Origin of the sequence: Exiguobacterium artemiae (assembly GCF_033342815.1) — a bacterium.
Classification (GTDB): Bacteria; Bacillota; Bacilli; order Exiguobacteriales; family Exiguobacteriaceae; genus Exiguobacterium_A; species Exiguobacterium_A artemiae_A.
This window is the reverse complement of sequence record NZ_JAWPEN010000017.1, coordinates 48,111-61,695: the sequence shown is the minus strand read 5'-3', so window position 1 is coordinate 61,695 and position 13,585 is coordinate 48,111. Positions and strand designations below refer to the sequence as shown.

Here is a 13,585-nt window from a genome sequence, read left to right as displayed (position 1 = left end):
TTCCACTCCTAGTTCATCTCCCTACATCTGTTCTAAATACAGTGTAGCGAAGAAGTATTTGATTCGAGAAGTGTTGGATTCAAATCGTCGCGGATTGTTGTCTTCATCTTAGCAGTCACAGACAACGTTACGCTTGTTTAAATTAACTTGATTCGTACTACTTTATACTCGACTGTATGCTGTGTTCAAGCAAACAGAGGAGGTATGACGAAGTGAATACAATTTTAGAAAATGAGGATTCAAAAAGATGGATTGAAATGATGGAGCAACCGAAAAAGGTGACCATCATTGATGCACAGGTTCGGTTGGTACGAGAAGTAGCCGGTTGTATCGAGCATGTGACGTGGTTCGTTGATATCGATGTACTGACTTCGTTTGTCCAGCAATATTATTTAGAACAGACCCACTAAAGGTCTGTTTTTTTATATGTTTCTCGTTAAAAGATGCGACCTATCTAGAAAAAATGATAAGTGGGAAATATAACCAACTTTCTACTATTATTCACTGTATACTAAAGATAACTTACGAATAGGGAATGGAGCGATGAAAGATGAAACGAAAATGGATGGGTGTCAGCCTAGTACTCGCAAGTGTCGGCTTAATAGTAGGACCGTTGCAGGGCGTAGAAGCTGCGACACCGAAAATCAAAGTGCACTACATCGATGTCGGACAGGGCGATGCGATCTACATCAAGATGCCGAGTGGTGAGGACATCGTCATGGACGGTGGTAACAAAGGGAAGGGCGATGAGCTCGTCGCTTATCTGAAGAAACAGAAGGTCGGCGACATCGAGATGTTGATTTCGACACATCCGGATGCCGATCACATCGGTGGACTCGATGAAGTCCTCAATTCGTTCAAGGTCAAGAGCGTCTACGCTCCGAAGGTCAAACACACAACGCAAGCTTATAAAGACTTCTTGCTGGCCGTCAAACGCGAGAAGCTGACGATCAAAACAGCGAAGGCTGGAGTCTCGCTTCCTGTCAAGGGAGTGAAGGCGCAGTTCGTCGGACCGATCAAAGACTATACGAACAGTGACTTGAACAACTGGAGCGCTGTTCTACACGTCGCCTATAAGAAAAACACCTTCCTTTTCACAGGGGATGCGGAATTGAAGTCGGAACAAGACATGATCGCAAAGAAACAGACGTTGCGTGCGGACGTCCTCAAGGTCGGTCATCATGGGGCGAAGACATCAACGAGTGCGACGTTCCTCAAGTATGTTAAACCGAAGTATGCCGTGATCAGTGTCGGCAAGAACGCATACGGACATCCGACGAACGAAGTCGTGACAAACCTGAAACGTGCGAAGGCGACGATGTTGCGGACGGATAAGAATGGGACAATCGTCTTTGAAGGGGACGGATCGTCCTACACGATCAAGAAGTCGAAATGAGTAAGCAAAAAGGAATCATCGATCGAGTTGAAGGAAAGTGGGTCGTTGTCGAGTTCGAAGATGGAATGCGAGACATCCTTATTTCTCGCTTTCCCATGACGGTTGAATCCGGGGATGTCATCTGGATCGATGAGTACGGTCATATCGAGAAGGATGACCAAGAGCGGCAACGACTCTCCAACGAAATCGATGAGTTGATGGAAGAACTATGGGAAGACTAAAGTCGATAGATAGTAAAGATAGTAATCAGCCAAAATATTTAAACTAGAGATGTAGTGTATAAATTATAGTCAAAAGGGGGGGGCTTAATGAAAAACATACCTAACAATATTAATAAAGAGCATGTTATTAGTGCTATTCAAAAAATTAATGTTGAAGGAACACCTAAAAGAAGAAAGTCCACAGGATACGATCTTTTATACAAAGGAGGATACTATTCACCCAAGTATATTATTTCGATAGCCAACATCTTTGCAAATGGAGAGGAGTATCCTGCAAATTTTTTTTATGGTGGAAAAGAAACAAATGATTTTTTGCGGAATTTAGGATTTGATATAGTGGAAAGAAAAAATGAACAAGAAAATGACGGAGCAAATACTTGGATATTTCAGGGGAATCCTAAAGTCTTTGATATTGATAATTATGTTAAAGATAATAAACTCATTTGGTGGTCATTAAGACAAGACAATTATAAAGACAAAGTAAAATTGCAAGATGTTGTTTTTATATGGAGGTCCAATGCTGGAAAACGTGGTACTGGTGGAATTTTAGCAAAAACAAAGGTAGTGGGATTACCTAAAGAAAAAACTGGTAGCGAAAACAGTAAAGGATACTGGTATACCAATAGTGGGTCAACCGAGAAATTTGTAATAGAACTAGAGGTGCTTCAGACTAGATTAGAAGAAAATTTAATTAGTAGGTCCGAAATCTTAAATCATCCTACTCTAAATGATTTAAGTATCTTAAAATTTGCCCAACAAACTAATTATTTACTACCTTCAGAGCATGCAGACGATCTTCACGAATTGTGGGACTCAAATTTCATTAAAGAAGAAACTAGAATTGATCCAAGTATCCTGGATGATCTTGAATCGGATATAATACAGGATACCGAAAAAGAGCAGGTTATCAAAGCTCGAATAGGACACTCAATTTTCAAAAAAAAACTTTTATCTGTCGAAAAGAAATGCAGATTATGCAATGTATCAGACGAACGTTTACTGATAGCAAGTCATATTAAGCCATGGAGTAAGTCAAATAATAAAGAGCGATTAGACAGTAACAATGGACTATTGTTTTGTCCAAATCACGATATTTTGTTTGATAAGGGATTTATCAGCTTTAAAAACGATAGAAAGATCTTGATTTCATCTAATTTAGATGAAGAATCAAAAATATTTATGAATATAAATGAAAATATGCATTTAGAAATGAATGAGAGTCAGAAGGCTTATATGAAATGGCACAGAGACAATTTATTTCGAAAGTAATTATTGTTGAGAATATAAAATATATTTTAAAAAATAGTTGTAATTTTAAACATTAATTTCGTAAAACCTAGTAGAAATTTTCTGCTAGGTTTTTTTTTATTGATATTAAATAAGTATCTTATAGATTTGAAGATAGAAATAATCAAAGTATCTTCTCATATGAAATAGTAATTATAGTAGTTAACTGAACTGCTCTTTGAGAATATAGTGTTGTAATATTAATCAATATATTCTTTTATATTTACAAATATATTCGGTTAATATAAGATGAATCTAATCAGTATTAATAAAAAAGAAATTAAGGAGTGGAAGACGATGAAAAAAACTAAAAATAACATATCTAATGCGTGGATAATGCGCCCTAAGCCACACGGAACAGATCAGATGGATTATTTTCTTAAAAAGAATCGCATTTGTATTGGGTATCCTGTCGGACAATCGCTTAAAGGATGTAATTATAATGACTTAAGACGAATTTTGACAGAAGAAGATTTGAAGAACCAGAAAAACGGAAAAAGCTCAAAATTGATAAATGGTTTGAGTAACGTTAACATTCTCGTTCGTGATATGAAAGTTGGCGATATTGTTGTGGTACCTCATGGTAATGATATATACTTCGCAAATATCACTAGTGATTATGTGTATGAAAATGTCTTTGATAAGGATAAACTGGGATCAGGATTTCCGCATCAAAGAGAAGTAGAGTGGTTATTTGACGGTAAACCACTCTCTAGAAACGAACTTCCAACAGAAATAAGAGAATCTTTACAGTTTCCAGGTACGGCAGCGAATATTAAAAAACATGTAGATGTTTTGAATAATCTTCTAAACGGAGCAGATTTAATTCAAAATAACTTTGAACTAAATAATGTACAAGATAATGCTTTAAAGGTTGCAGAATTGGTACTAAATGCGCCAGATAGCACTACTGATCAGCGATTAAAAGCCGCCGAATTAATATTGAACTATGGAAAAATAAAATAAGATAGCTTGTAGATGCTGAGATTAGTTGCGTTTTACTTTGCTTTAACAGGTATTTTGAGCGAACAAAAACATCTTTGATAGCAGTACGTTTTAAAAATGTACTGCTTCAAAGATGTTTTATATTGTCTCAATTTTCTAGATTAGTACAACCAGTTGAGAATGTATTTTATTAACGACTACGGAAATCCTGTTCCGGTACTTTAAAGTGACGTGTGACTATCTGCCGGACCTTCTCTAAGTCGCGGTCTTCGGTCGAAATCATCTCGTCATACCACGCTTTCTCAAGTACTTTTTCTGTTTCTTTGTTGACGATCTCTGTCTTAAGGATATGATGTAACGGGCTACTGGCTTCCTCAAGCCCTCGGAAGTGTTGACTGATGGGTTCTTCTCCAGGAATGACCAACGTGTAGGCAATCGTCTCATGTTCGTCGAAGTCGCGGTCGTTGGCTTTTGCGAACGGTTCGAAGAAGTCTGTCGCGCCATGGACGAGCATCATTGGCTCCTTGAATGCTGAAAGATCTTGCTGCGTGTCCTGCTTGGCGATGCTCGTCAAGTAAGCTCCGACATCCTCCGGTGTTTGCTGCATGATCCGCTCGAGTCGTTCGGCTACTGGCATCCTTTGATCTGTAATTTGTGCCACATTCTCGATATGTTCGATCATCTTGAGAGGCGATGCTTCCCGTTCAAGTACTTGTTCGTGCTCGAGCGAAGTATGGATTTCGCGGATGAAGTGACCAGATGTCTGATGGACTTCGTACAACAAGTCTTCTTTATCGCGTAAGTCTTTCCCTTGTGTCCAACTGGCGAGGTACGATAACGAAAACTCATCTGTCGGAAAATCAAAATGAGCTGCAACCGTGTAGGCGACCATCTCCGCTTGGAATTCCTTCTCGTGCGGATTCAACTCGATTCCACGCTCTTCGTTTCGTTCTGTGTTATGCAGATTCGCATGCGCGAGTTCATGGATCATGACGGTGACATTCTCGATGTCCGAGTTCCGTGGATTCAGGGCAATCGCATTTAGCTCTGGATAGAAGCACCCCTTCGCAGTACCAAGCTCATTCAATGGCTTATCAAGTAACGTCACGTCTTGTGTCTCAGCAATCCCGTTCAACGCACGGCGAAATGATTCTGCTTCACGAATTGAACCGTTCCGATGATACGAAGCAAACAGCTCGGAGACTTCGAGTCCCTTCTCACGGGCATCGGTCTGCGTGTACTCGAAGACGTGACCAATTTTATAGTACATCGCTTTCCGTGTCGGAAGAGAACCTTCCTTTGCGCGCTTTTGTTCTGTCTTCGTCGCATCCTTCCATGCCACCCAATCCGTCTCTCGTTTGATGAAGGTGACAGGGGAGGGGACGAAAATCTTGATCCCTTTCTCTCCTTTTTGGACCTGGACGCCTTGCTTCTCCCAGTACGCATAGGAACCGACAGCACGTGCGCCTTGGAACTGTTCCTCGATCAATAGCATGTTCCGAGTCGAGTAGCGATGGAACCGGCTCATGAAGTCGAGATGTTCCTTGATGCTCTCCTGACTGACGAAGTGAGAAGCGAGTTGCGTCTCCATCTTGTCGGTCAACGCTTGTACTTCCTTCTGATAATCCTCACGTGTTTTCTTCTTATATGCCATGTGTCTCACGCTCCTTCAGACGAGAACGACGAATTAGCAGCACCTTCGAAATCTTCTAGTTCCTGCAGAACAATCGAATCGGCAGCGAGTCGATCCAGTAGTAGATGACGACGATCACGTGATACCGGTAGCAACAACAAAGGTTCTTCTTGCAGGATCTCAAGGAACGAATATTCGTCATATGAGACAGGGATGTCGTATCGTGCTTGATGAATCAAGACTGTGACGTGGGTCGGTTGCAGTTCGAGAAACGTTGCGAGTGTGAAAGCTTCTAGTCGTCTCATTTGTGGATCATCCTTTCCTCATCCGAATGCTTATGCTGCTTTCGTTGGTCGATCCGTGATTTGACGGCCGTCTCCGCTGTCTCAAGGAACGAAGGACGGTATTCGGTCGTCGGGATGATATCCTCGATGCTTTCCGTCTGCATTAAGGCTTGCACCAGTTCAATCAATACCTGTGTTTGAAGGTCTGTCTGTTGGACGCTCTTTCGTAACGGAGAGAGACTCTTTGTGATTTGTTCTTCCCAGAACGTGGTCAACTCTTGTTCGATCTGTTTTGAGACGGAACGGCTGATATAGTTCAAATCCCATTGCTTCTTGATCATGTCTTGATAGTCGCGGATGATGTGATCGATTGCCGGACCAATCCCGGACAGCCGTTCCCTCTCACGATACTCCTCTAAAAAATCAGCGGTCACGGCACTCATCCGGATCCGGACTTGCTTCGTCTCTTCCATTCCGTTTCACCTTACCTTTCGTGTTGGACTTCCTGCTCGAGTTGTTCAAAAGCACGCTGATTCTTGATGTGGTCCCATTCATCGTTCATGTGTCGTCCGATTTGATAGAGTGTCTCTTGCATGATCCGTTCACGTTGAAACGCCGATTGGATTCGTTGTTTGGGTGATGGGACAGAAGATGTTTTTGCAACCTTCTGAGGTGATTTGGAAGACTCACGCATCTCGGACAGGATGGCGTTTCCCATCCGAGTGTAGAGATCCTGTTCTTTCGTCTTCCGATAAGCCGTTGCTTGGGATGCCGATCCGTAACTCCGCTCATAGAAAGCGACCTCGGTATCGAGTTGTTGTTTAAACTCGCTGTGCTCCTTCTCGAAGTAGGTCGCAAGATACGTGTCGGTCAGTCGATTGAGTGAAGGACGTAATTCTTTCATGCCGTTCATGTTGTAGTACCACTGTCGCTTGTCATCCGGCAATTGTTTTTGAATCGTTTTATATTGGCGAACGAGTTCCGGATGCAAGATTCGGTTTGAAGCGGACGTCGTCGAATGATTTCGTTTGTGTGCGAGGACTTCATCACGGATAAAAGTGTTCAGTTTCTCTTGTTCACGTGTTCGATCGGCAAGCGCATGGACGACTTGTGCCTTCATCGTATCGATCGTTTTCGGTTTTCGTTTGCCGCGTTCGCGTGGATGTATCGTCTCGACTGTTGCGACATGAACATGGATGTTGTCCGTGTTGTAATGAATGGCAGCAGTCCATATCGCGTGCAGCATCTGTTCTTTTTCGATCATTAAAGTGATGGCATTGCGAGTTGCTTGCATCAAACGTTGCTCATCGATGTAACGATTTTCTTTGACACCGACTTCCTGTAACCACGCTTCATCGAATGAGATGACATCTTGCCAGAGGATGCTACCGTTTTCCTGTGCTCGTCGGAAGATCTCACGTAATTGTTCTCGTTCAGTCGCACTCAATCGGTCTTGTGTCGCCGTGAACAGACCGCTCGATTTCAGTTCATCCTCCATATAATCGTGATAGTTCTCAAATTGTTGCGACCGTGCTTTCGTCTCCGGTCGATCGATGTAACTGAGGTACGTCGTATAGCGACGCGCACGTCGGGTTGCTTGAGGCAACTTGAACTTCGACTTAATAATGACGCCTGGAATGTTACTCATCGTGCATCACCTCACGGAAGAGTTTAGTCAGTTGTTCAAGTTCTGCTGCGCTCCGCTTCAGGTGTAAGGTGTTCGCTTCGAGCTGTCGTTCGAGTCGCTCAATTTGTTTCGACTGGACGCCATCCGCGCACCAGGTAGTCAGCAATCCTTTCAACAATTCTTGACGGGAACACCTCTGCTTCTCCGCTTGTTCATCAAGTTGCTTGACGAGGATGGGATCGATGTCGCGAATCAAGAGATCCATCTGTCTTCCTCCTTCCATTAGGAAAGTAAGTCGCTTCGTTCTAAAGAAATGAAAAAATTTCCGAACAATTCATTCGTTCCTCCTGTCATTAGAAGTGAGAAAGGTGATACCACTCAGACAAGCAATGGAGGGATCAACATGCAGTCAATGATCGAACAAAGTTATGCACTTGGAGAAGCCGTGAGCGTCTCCTTGATCGTTGAACTTCTGAAACATATCTGGTCGAAGATACAGCATCATGAGATGAAAAGGTTCGAAAAAAGTGACGGAACTAAATCGAGTTAAGCGTTGATGAAGGCCGATAGAATTACTAAATGTACATCGCATTTTTTAGAACGGAAAAACCAAGGATGGTTCAAAACCGTGAAAAAGAGCATAAGGGGAAACTGCTATCACTCAGCGTGCTAGCCTAGGCGGAGCCTAGTGTTTCCCTGATATCATCAAAATCACGAAAAGGTCACACCCTGTGCCACTAAAAACGACATTCTGGCACGGTGTGTGCCACCTTACCATTTCAGTTCACGTGCCTTAATGCGCATCTGATCTTGTCGTTTTTCTTCTTGGCTGAGTTGTTTTTTCAGTTCGGTTTGTCGTAGAAGTGCCTCTTCTTTGTCCTGTTTCAGATTGAAGATTTCATCCTCGCGCTCGACTTGTTCATCGAGTGTCAGGTCGGGTAACGTAGCTTGTTTCGACTCGATGTCCTGTTCGATCTGTTGGATGAGAAAAGCTTGTTCTATCTGTTCACGTTTGATTTTTTCAATCTGTTTTTGACTTTGTGCGTGTTCGTCAGTGAGAAAAAGTTGTGCATAATCGTCCGCTTTTTGAAGAGGAAGTGACTTGATTGAGACACGACGCTGATCCATATAGAGTGATTCGACCAGCATATCTTCTCGCTTTACAGCATCTAGTTTCTCGAGCGACTGTTGTGGTTCAATCACATACAAACGGAGTGCTAGCTGATCAAAGTCGCGCGGTACATCTTCAATTTCGAAGACGTAGTGCTCGTCCTTGTGATAGACGACTCGGACGCGCTGCTCATCCGTCGGTCGTTCCTTGTAAGCGATGAGAGCGACAAGTTTCGTCGCGTAGTCTTGGGGTTGGTCGAACTGCAGGCGGACACGCATCTGTTTCCGTTGCGCATCATAAGACCAGTCGAGAAGCGTAACGGTCTGTCCATTCGTCAACCGTTTTTCTTCACCGATCGGCGTCGCATTGATCGGTTGCTCCTCGGCAAAGAAGAGGGAAGAGAAACCGAAAAACAGAAAGCCGGTCAAGAAGAATAGGCCCGTCCCGAGATACAACTGCGACCAGTCACGGGTCAACGTCTTTCGTTTTCCTGTCTGCATTTAAACACCTCCTGACGACTTGAGACTCTTCATCTGATCGACGATGAAGCGACCGTCTTGATGTGTAAACGTCAGTTCGACCAGCTCATCGGATGTCTCTTCATAGCCGTTTGAATCGATCGTCAACGTCCGTTTGAAGCGGACGAGGCAATGCTCTGGATCGTCACGGTTCGGAAAGACTTCGATGTCAGCGACGGAGGCAGTAAACTTGCTATTACTTCCGCTACTCGCGAATAACATCTGTTTGATGGACTCCGACATATATTGGGCGGCTTGTCGTTTGCGCGTAGGATAGGTCCCATCTTCCCATGTGAAAGCGAACGTGATGAAGCGTTCCGCGCTCTTAGAGATGGTCGGATCGTACTCTTTCTCCTGTCCGTCAGTGGAAACAGGAGAGTCCATCGTGGTCGTCTCTGGTTGCGAATCCTTTCTGTTTTTCTCTGTTGTCATGGGCGGTCTCTCTGATGCCGACGAACGGTATTGATAGACGTTGGCACTGACAGACAGTAACAGACAGAACAGCACGAGTCCTAAAAGATGACGACTCGTCAATGCCATGTTGCATCCCTCCTTATAGAGAAAAGAGTGGTGCCGGATCAATGTGTCCGGACCAATCACTCGTCTTGAATTCGATGTGCAGATGGCTCCCGGTCGAACGTCCAGTCGAACCGCACATCCCGATTGCTTGCCCGGCTTCGATCTTCTGACCCGTCTTAACCTGGCGTGCGGAAAGATGCGCATAGGCGGTAATCCATTCCCCTTGTTTGATTTGAATCAACTGCCCATACGGTCCACGTAAGCCGCTATACGTGACGGTACCGGAGCGGACGGCGTGGACGGTATCGGTATCGTTGCAACTGAAGTCGATGCCCGTGTGCGCATCCGTCTTTCCGAAAACGATTCGTGATCCGAACTCGGACGTCATCTGAAGCGGGATGTCGAGGGGGGCATGGAGTTTCCCTTTGATCGGTCCCGTCTTGTCTTCTGCCAATACCGTCGGCGTCAAATAACGGAGGACGGCATCAACATATTCGATGTCACCATAACAGGCTTGATGCTCGAGCGCGCTCGGACGATGGCACTGATAGATGCCACTCTTCTTTACGCGTTGGTACATCATCTGTGAAAAGGAGATCGCGAGTTGTTTCGTATAGCGTCCACCTTTTTCTTGGACGTAATCGATGAATCCACCACCGAAGTTGTAACTCTGGAGCGTCAACTTGACGTCTTGGTTCGCTTGTCGGAAGACCGACGCGAAGTGTTTCACCCCATAACGAATGCTCTCATCGGGAGAAGTGATACAACCAATCCGTCCGCATTTGGATTCACTCGCTTGCATCGGATCGTTCCCACGTCCGCCGCTCTCCTGCATCATCAACGCAAGGACGACGTTCGTCTGCCCCTCTAGTTGTTCCTTCTTTAATTCACGCGCAATCGCTTCCCGGTATTGCAGAACATCATCACTGACTTGCAAACTCGCGTCCGAGTAAGCAATCGGTGTCTCGGTCGCCTGATCGTTTTCTATTCCAGTCAACGTATCGAGAATACCTGCGACGATGATGATCAGAAGCAACAATAGTAGCGCGATACCAATGGCAATCAGACGATACTTTAAGGTCAGGAGTCGCCACTTCATCCGGACGGCGACACGTGCCGATTGCCGGACCGTACTCCACATCAGGCACCACCTCCGAACAAGGTCAGCTCCTCGGGTGAGACATCGACATCGAAAATCAACGTCTTCACACCGGAGACGCTGAGGACAATGCGACCAGTTTCGAGTGATGGAATCAACCGCGTCTCACTCTCCGTCAACTGACCATCGAAGACGGTCTGGACTGTCGGGATACTCTCGGCATCCTGCTCGCCAATGAACTTATACTGCGTCAGCTGGAACAGTGTCTTGACGTTCTCCGCGTTCTCGGACTTCGAACCGGTCGGAACAAAGTCCGTGATTAAGTGCGAGGCGAAGAAGATACCACCGAAGTATTTCCGCGCTTCGCGCATGAACTGTTGCAGGTATAGAATAGCCGGTTGTGCGATGTCACGCGTGTTGATCAGGTGGTGGGCCTCATCGATGACGATCAGATACTTGAAAGCATCTTCAATCAGTAGCTCACCTTGGTTGTAGCTGCGCAGTTGTCCGGCACCGTTGAGGATCATCCCATCCCAGAGCATGTTCATCAGGTTGAAGACCTGTGCCTGGAAGATTTCGTCCTTCAGGTTCGTCAGGTTGCGTAAGGGGAATGAGACGATCGCTTCCTCATCGAACCGCTCAATCGAAGAATGCCCATCGAAGATATTGGCGTAGTTGTAAACGAGATTCGTAATGGCGAGTTCGATGTTCTCGAGTCGACGGACACGATTCGTACTGATCGTCTCGCGGATCGTCGTCCGCGCGGCGTCCGCATATAATTCAGATCGGACGAGCGCCAAGAAGTCTGAGAAGACGGGATAGGCATTCGTTGGATGTGTCGTGATTGGCGCGTCGCCGTCCTCATTCCAGAGTCCCTTCTCGAGATAGAGCTGACGAAGCAAAATCTCGAACTCGTTCGCTTCTTCCTGTGAGGCGGCCGGATTGATGTAGTGATAGAAGACAGCGATCTTCGACAGGTGTTGCATGAACGAGAGTGCTTCGTCCGCAGAACCGTCCGCATGCGTGACCGTCTTATAGACATGGAGCGGATTGATCCGTCCGGCGGAACCGTCGAGTGCGATCTCTTTCCCACCAAGTTGCCGCACGAGGTCAGAGAATTCCCCCGTCACGTCCAAGATGCGGACATGATTGCCTTTGATGGCTTGATCGAGGACCGTTTTCTTGAGTAATGTCGACTTGCCCGATCCCATCTTGCCGATCATCAAGGCATTATAGAACTTCCGTTGTTTATCCTTATGGAATAGATCAAAGATGACGCTCCCGTTCGTGTCGGTCGTCCCGTAATAGGTACCGGTCGGATCCTGTAGCGATGTGAAGTGGAACGGATAACCACCTGCGATCGACAGTGATGGAATCTCTTTCCCGCGACGACGGTTCGGTAATTTTTGTTGTTGCTCGTAGCTCAGGAACAGGCTCTGCCATTCCCATTCCTGTTCGTTCAGGAAGACGGCAACGCGGAAATTCCGTGCTTCGAGTTCCTCCATCACGTCCTGAACTTGTCGTTCAAGTGCCTCAAGCGTCTTCGCTTTGACGTAGAGTCGGAGATGCAAGTACTTCATTGTCTCGCCTTGCGTGATCTGTTCGTAGAGTTCGTTCAGTTCCTTATACGTCTCGCGCGCATCAATCCGGTCGACATTATCTTTCGCATTCTCGAAGCGCGTATTCTGCTCGGCCATCGACTTATTGATCGTCCGGATCATCTCTCGCTTGTCCGCTGTCCCGATGTCGAGCGTCGTCAGGACACCGGGCAGGTTAAGGATTGGCTCGAGCCAGAAATCATAGACGGTCGACTGATACTTATAGACATGGAGGCAGGCGAGATAACCGTCACCGGTCCGGACATAGTTCGGTTCGAAGCGGAGTCCGCCTTGCGGCTGGATCGCTTGGACGAATGTCGGATTGTAGCCGTCCTGTTGTTTAATTGTCTCAGGATCTTGCTTTCGTAGAAAACGTGTACTCCACATGACGTCATCACTCCTTTCCGTCCTGGGTTGGTTTCGTATTCGGGTTGTGCAGTTGGAACAATACATGGATTTTCTGCTCGATCGTCAGTTCGACCATCGGGTTGCTACGTCGAAGGAGTTTCGTCAATTGATGCTTCCGTTCCCGGAGCATTGCCTCGTCCGGAGCATAAAAAAAGAGGAGATAATCGCGATTCGTGCGATGCTCCTCAAGGTAGATCAGTTCTTGTTTCTTCTTTTGAAGAAACGGATGATAGGCGGCAATCTGATTCTGTCGCAGCTGTCGTTCGATCCGTTGTTTCTGTTTTTCTAGATTAAGCGGTGTATTGAGCGGAATCACCTTCAATGGATGGACATACGCCTGTAAGAGATAGGCGAGGGAGAAGATATCATGGTCCTTCTCCGTCTCAGATAGTCCGTAAATATCCTTTGAGGTCAGTTGAATGATGTCGCAAAACGTCCCGTCCTGCATCTCGAAAACATCGAGCGCTGTCGCATCAACGATTGGTAAAAGGGAGGCAACTGACGGCGGGATGCGGACACGTTTTTCCTTGCGTGCTGTCGGTGTCGTCAACTCAACCTCGTCGAGCCAGGTGATATCGGTCATGGGACTTGTTTTCAATCGTGTATCTTCCGATAAACTCATCTGATCACGCTCCTTTCGAAGATTCATTCCGGTCGGCCAACGCGATATAGGTGTCTTTCTTCTTAATGAGTGCGTAATAGAGCACGTGGACCATCCGCTTTTCCGGATTCGTTGTCGGTCGGATGACGAGAAAGAGTCCGAAGCCAACGAGGAAGCACGTGAACGGGAGATGCAAGACGTCCGGGATGAACGTAAGGGCAATCAACCGGACGATGATTAAGGCGACGAGAAACAGTAAATCATAGAGGTAGAGCATCTTATTGATTTTCAGTTCGGTCGTGACTTCGTTCGGAATCCGGTATTGGCGCTGTTGCATA

At 45.8% G+C, this 13,585-nt stretch carries 17 protein-coding genes; 6 read left to right on the top strand and 11 right to left on the bottom strand.

The window, feature by feature from the left end:
- Positions 1-212: 212 nt before the first annotated feature.
- From R7V76_RS14140 to R7V76_RS14120, 5 genes are all read left to right on the top strand, one after another.
- A complete protein-coding gene (locus R7V76_RS14140) occupies positions 213-410 on the top strand; it encodes a hypothetical protein (RefSeq protein WP_318093358.1) in 198 nt (65 codons plus the stop codon).
- 140 nt (positions 411-550) lie between these two features.
- Positions 551-1,396, top strand: coding sequence for a ComEC/Rec2 family competence protein (locus R7V76_RS14135; RefSeq protein ID WP_440137052.1), 846 nt, complete (start codon positions 551-553; stop codon positions 1,394-1,396).
- Positions 1,393-1,617 carry a DUF3006 domain-containing protein gene (locus R7V76_RS14130; RefSeq protein WP_318093357.1) on the top strand — a complete coding sequence of 75 codons (225 nt, stop codon included), beginning with the start codon at positions 1,393-1,395 and terminating at the stop codon, positions 1,615-1,617. Before R7V76_RS14135 ends, R7V76_RS14130 begins: the two co-directional genes overlap by 4 nt.
- 87 nt (positions 1,618-1,704) lie before the next feature.
- Entirely contained in the window at positions 1,705-2,886 is a 1,182-nt protein-coding gene (locus R7V76_RS14125; RefSeq protein WP_318093355.1) for an HNH endonuclease, read from the top strand.
- Positions 2,887-3,201: 315 nt separating this feature from the next.
- Positions 3,202-3,870: a hypothetical protein gene (locus R7V76_RS14120; protein WP_318093353.1), complete on the top strand. Its 669-nt coding sequence runs from the start codon at positions 3,202-3,204 to the stop codon at positions 3,868-3,870.
- 169 nt (positions 3,871-4,039) lie between these two features.
- Here the strand turns inward: R7V76_RS14120 and R7V76_RS14115 are convergent, their stop codons facing one another.
- Genes R7V76_RS14115 through R7V76_RS14095 form a run of 5 tightly spaced genes read right to left on the bottom strand, consistent with a single transcriptional unit; the run spans position 4,040 to position 7,658 of the window.
- Positions 4,040-5,503 carry an ArdC-like ssDNA-binding domain-containing protein gene (locus R7V76_RS14115; RefSeq protein WP_318093351.1) on the bottom strand — a complete coding sequence of 488 codons (1,464 nt, stop codon included), beginning with the start codon at positions 5,501-5,503 and terminating at the stop codon, positions 4,040-4,042.
- A gap of 5 nt (positions 5,504-5,508) precedes the next feature.
- Positions 5,509-5,787 (bottom strand): hypothetical protein, encoded by a 279-nt coding sequence (locus R7V76_RS14110; protein ID WP_318093349.1) that lies wholly within the window; start codon positions 5,785-5,787, stop codon positions 5,509-5,511.
- Positions 5,784-6,239, bottom strand: a complete 456-nt coding sequence (locus R7V76_RS14105; protein WP_318093347.1) for a hypothetical protein — start codon at positions 6,237-6,239, stop codon at positions 5,784-5,786. Before R7V76_RS14105 ends, R7V76_RS14110 begins: the two co-directional genes overlap by 4 nt.
- A gap of 11 nt (positions 6,240-6,250) precedes the next feature.
- Entirely contained in the window at positions 6,251-7,414 is a 1,164-nt protein-coding gene (mobP2, locus tag R7V76_RS14100; protein WP_318093345.1) for a MobP2 family relaxase, read from the bottom strand.
- Positions 7,407-7,658, bottom strand: a complete 252-nt coding sequence (locus tag R7V76_RS14095) for a hypothetical protein (RefSeq protein ID WP_318093343.1) — start codon at positions 7,656-7,658, stop codon at positions 7,407-7,409. Before R7V76_RS14095 ends, mobP2 begins: the two co-directional genes overlap by 8 nt.
- A 138-nt stretch (positions 7,659-7,796) precedes the next feature.
- On the opposite strand from R7V76_RS14095, the gene R7V76_RS14090 reads away from it, so the two are divergent.
- On the top strand, positions 7,797-7,943 hold the full coding sequence (locus tag R7V76_RS14090; RefSeq protein WP_318093341.1) for a hypothetical protein: 147 nt from the start codon (positions 7,797-7,799) through the stop codon (positions 7,941-7,943).
- Positions 7,944-8,164: 221 nt separating this feature from the next.
- Here the strand turns inward: R7V76_RS14090 and R7V76_RS14085 are convergent, their stop codons facing one another.
- Genes R7V76_RS14085 through R7V76_RS14060 form a run of 6 tightly spaced genes read right to left on the bottom strand, consistent with a single transcriptional unit; the run spans position 8,165 to position 13,584 of the window.
- On the bottom strand, positions 8,165-9,004 hold the full coding sequence (locus R7V76_RS14085) for a hypothetical protein (protein WP_318093339.1): 840 nt from the start codon (positions 9,002-9,004) through the stop codon (positions 8,165-8,167).
- Positions 9,005-9,562 (bottom strand): hypothetical protein, encoded by a 558-nt coding sequence (locus R7V76_RS14080; protein ID WP_318093337.1) that lies wholly within the window; start codon positions 9,560-9,562, stop codon positions 9,005-9,007.
- A 13-nt stretch (positions 9,563-9,575) separates the two neighbouring features.
- Positions 9,576-10,682: a lysozyme family protein gene (locus R7V76_RS14075; RefSeq protein WP_318093335.1), complete on the bottom strand. Its 1,107-nt coding sequence runs from the start codon at positions 10,680-10,682 to the stop codon at positions 9,576-9,578.
- Positions 10,682-12,625 (bottom strand): VirB4 family type IV secretion system protein, encoded by a 1,944-nt coding sequence (locus tag R7V76_RS14070; protein WP_318093332.1) that lies wholly within the window; start codon positions 12,623-12,625, stop codon positions 10,682-10,684. Before R7V76_RS14070 ends, R7V76_RS14075 begins: the two co-directional genes overlap by 1 nt.
- A gap of 7 nt (positions 12,626-12,632) precedes the next feature.
- Positions 12,633-13,268, bottom strand: coding sequence for a hypothetical protein (locus R7V76_RS14065; protein WP_318093330.1), 636 nt, complete (start codon positions 13,266-13,268; stop codon positions 12,633-12,635).
- Between the two features lie 4 nt (positions 13,269-13,272).
- Positions 13,273-13,584 carry a DUF5592 family protein gene (locus R7V76_RS14060; RefSeq protein ID WP_318093328.1) on the bottom strand — a complete coding sequence of 104 codons (312 nt, stop codon included), beginning with the start codon at positions 13,582-13,584 and terminating at the stop codon, positions 13,273-13,275.
- Between the last annotated feature and the right edge of the window lies 1 nt (position 13,585).

Excerpts from the sequence above, each read along its gene's own strand:
- R7V76_RS14110 (WP_318093349.1), bottom strand. The coding sequence starts at position 5,787 with ATGAGACGACTAGAAGCTTTCACACTCGCAACGTTTCTCGAACTGCAA.
- R7V76_RS14075 (WP_318093335.1), bottom strand. The coding sequence starts at position 10,682 with ATGTGGAGTACGGTCCGGCAATCGGCACGTGTCGCCGTCCGGATGAAG.
- R7V76_RS14065 (WP_318093330.1), bottom strand. The coding sequence starts at position 13,268 with ATGAGTTTATCGGAAGATACACGATTGAAAACAAGTCCCATGACCGAT.
- R7V76_RS14095 (WP_318093343.1), bottom strand. The coding sequence starts at position 7,658 with ATGGATCTCTTGATTCGCGACATCGATCCCATCCTCGTCAAGCAACTT.
- R7V76_RS14060 (WP_318093328.1), bottom strand. The coding sequence starts at position 13,584 with ATGCAACAGCGCCAATACCGGATTCCGAACGAAGTCACGACCGAACTG.
- mobP2 (WP_318093345.1), bottom strand. The coding sequence starts at position 7,414 with ATGAGTAACATTCCAGGCGTCATTATTAAGTCGAAGTTCAAGTTGCCT.
- R7V76_RS14080 (WP_318093337.1), bottom strand. The coding sequence starts at position 9,562 with ATGGCATTGACGAGTCGTCATCTTTTAGGACTCGTGCTGTTCTGTCTG.
- R7V76_RS14120 (WP_318093353.1), top strand. The coding sequence starts at position 3,202 with ATGAAAAAAACTAAAAATAACATATCTAATGCGTGGATAATGCGCCCT.
- R7V76_RS14105 (WP_318093347.1), bottom strand. The coding sequence starts at position 6,239 with ATGGAAGAGACGAAGCAAGTCCGGATCCGGATGAGTGCCGTGACCGCT.
- R7V76_RS14085 (WP_318093339.1), bottom strand. The coding sequence starts at position 9,004 with ATGCAGACAGGAAAACGAAAGACGTTGACCCGTGACTGGTCGCAGTTG.
- R7V76_RS14115 (WP_318093351.1), bottom strand. The coding sequence starts at position 5,503 with ATGGCATATAAGAAGAAAACACGTGAGGATTATCAGAAGGAAGTACAA.
- R7V76_RS14130 (WP_318093357.1), top strand. The coding sequence starts at position 1,393 with ATGAGTAAGCAAAAAGGAATCATCGATCGAGTTGAAGGAAAGTGGGTC.
- R7V76_RS14135 (WP_440137052.1), top strand. The coding sequence starts at position 551 with ATGAAACGAAAATGGATGGGTGTCAGCCTAGTACTCGCAAGTGTCGGC.
- R7V76_RS14125 (WP_318093355.1), top strand. The coding sequence starts at position 1,705 with ATGAAAAACATACCTAACAATATTAATAAAGAGCATGTTATTAGTGCT.
- R7V76_RS14090 (WP_318093341.1), top strand. The coding sequence starts at position 7,797 with ATGCAGTCAATGATCGAACAAAGTTATGCACTTGGAGAAGCCGTGAGC.
- R7V76_RS14070 (WP_318093332.1), bottom strand. The coding sequence starts at position 12,625 with ATGTGGAGTACACGTTTTCTACGAAAGCAAGATCCTGAGACAATTAAA.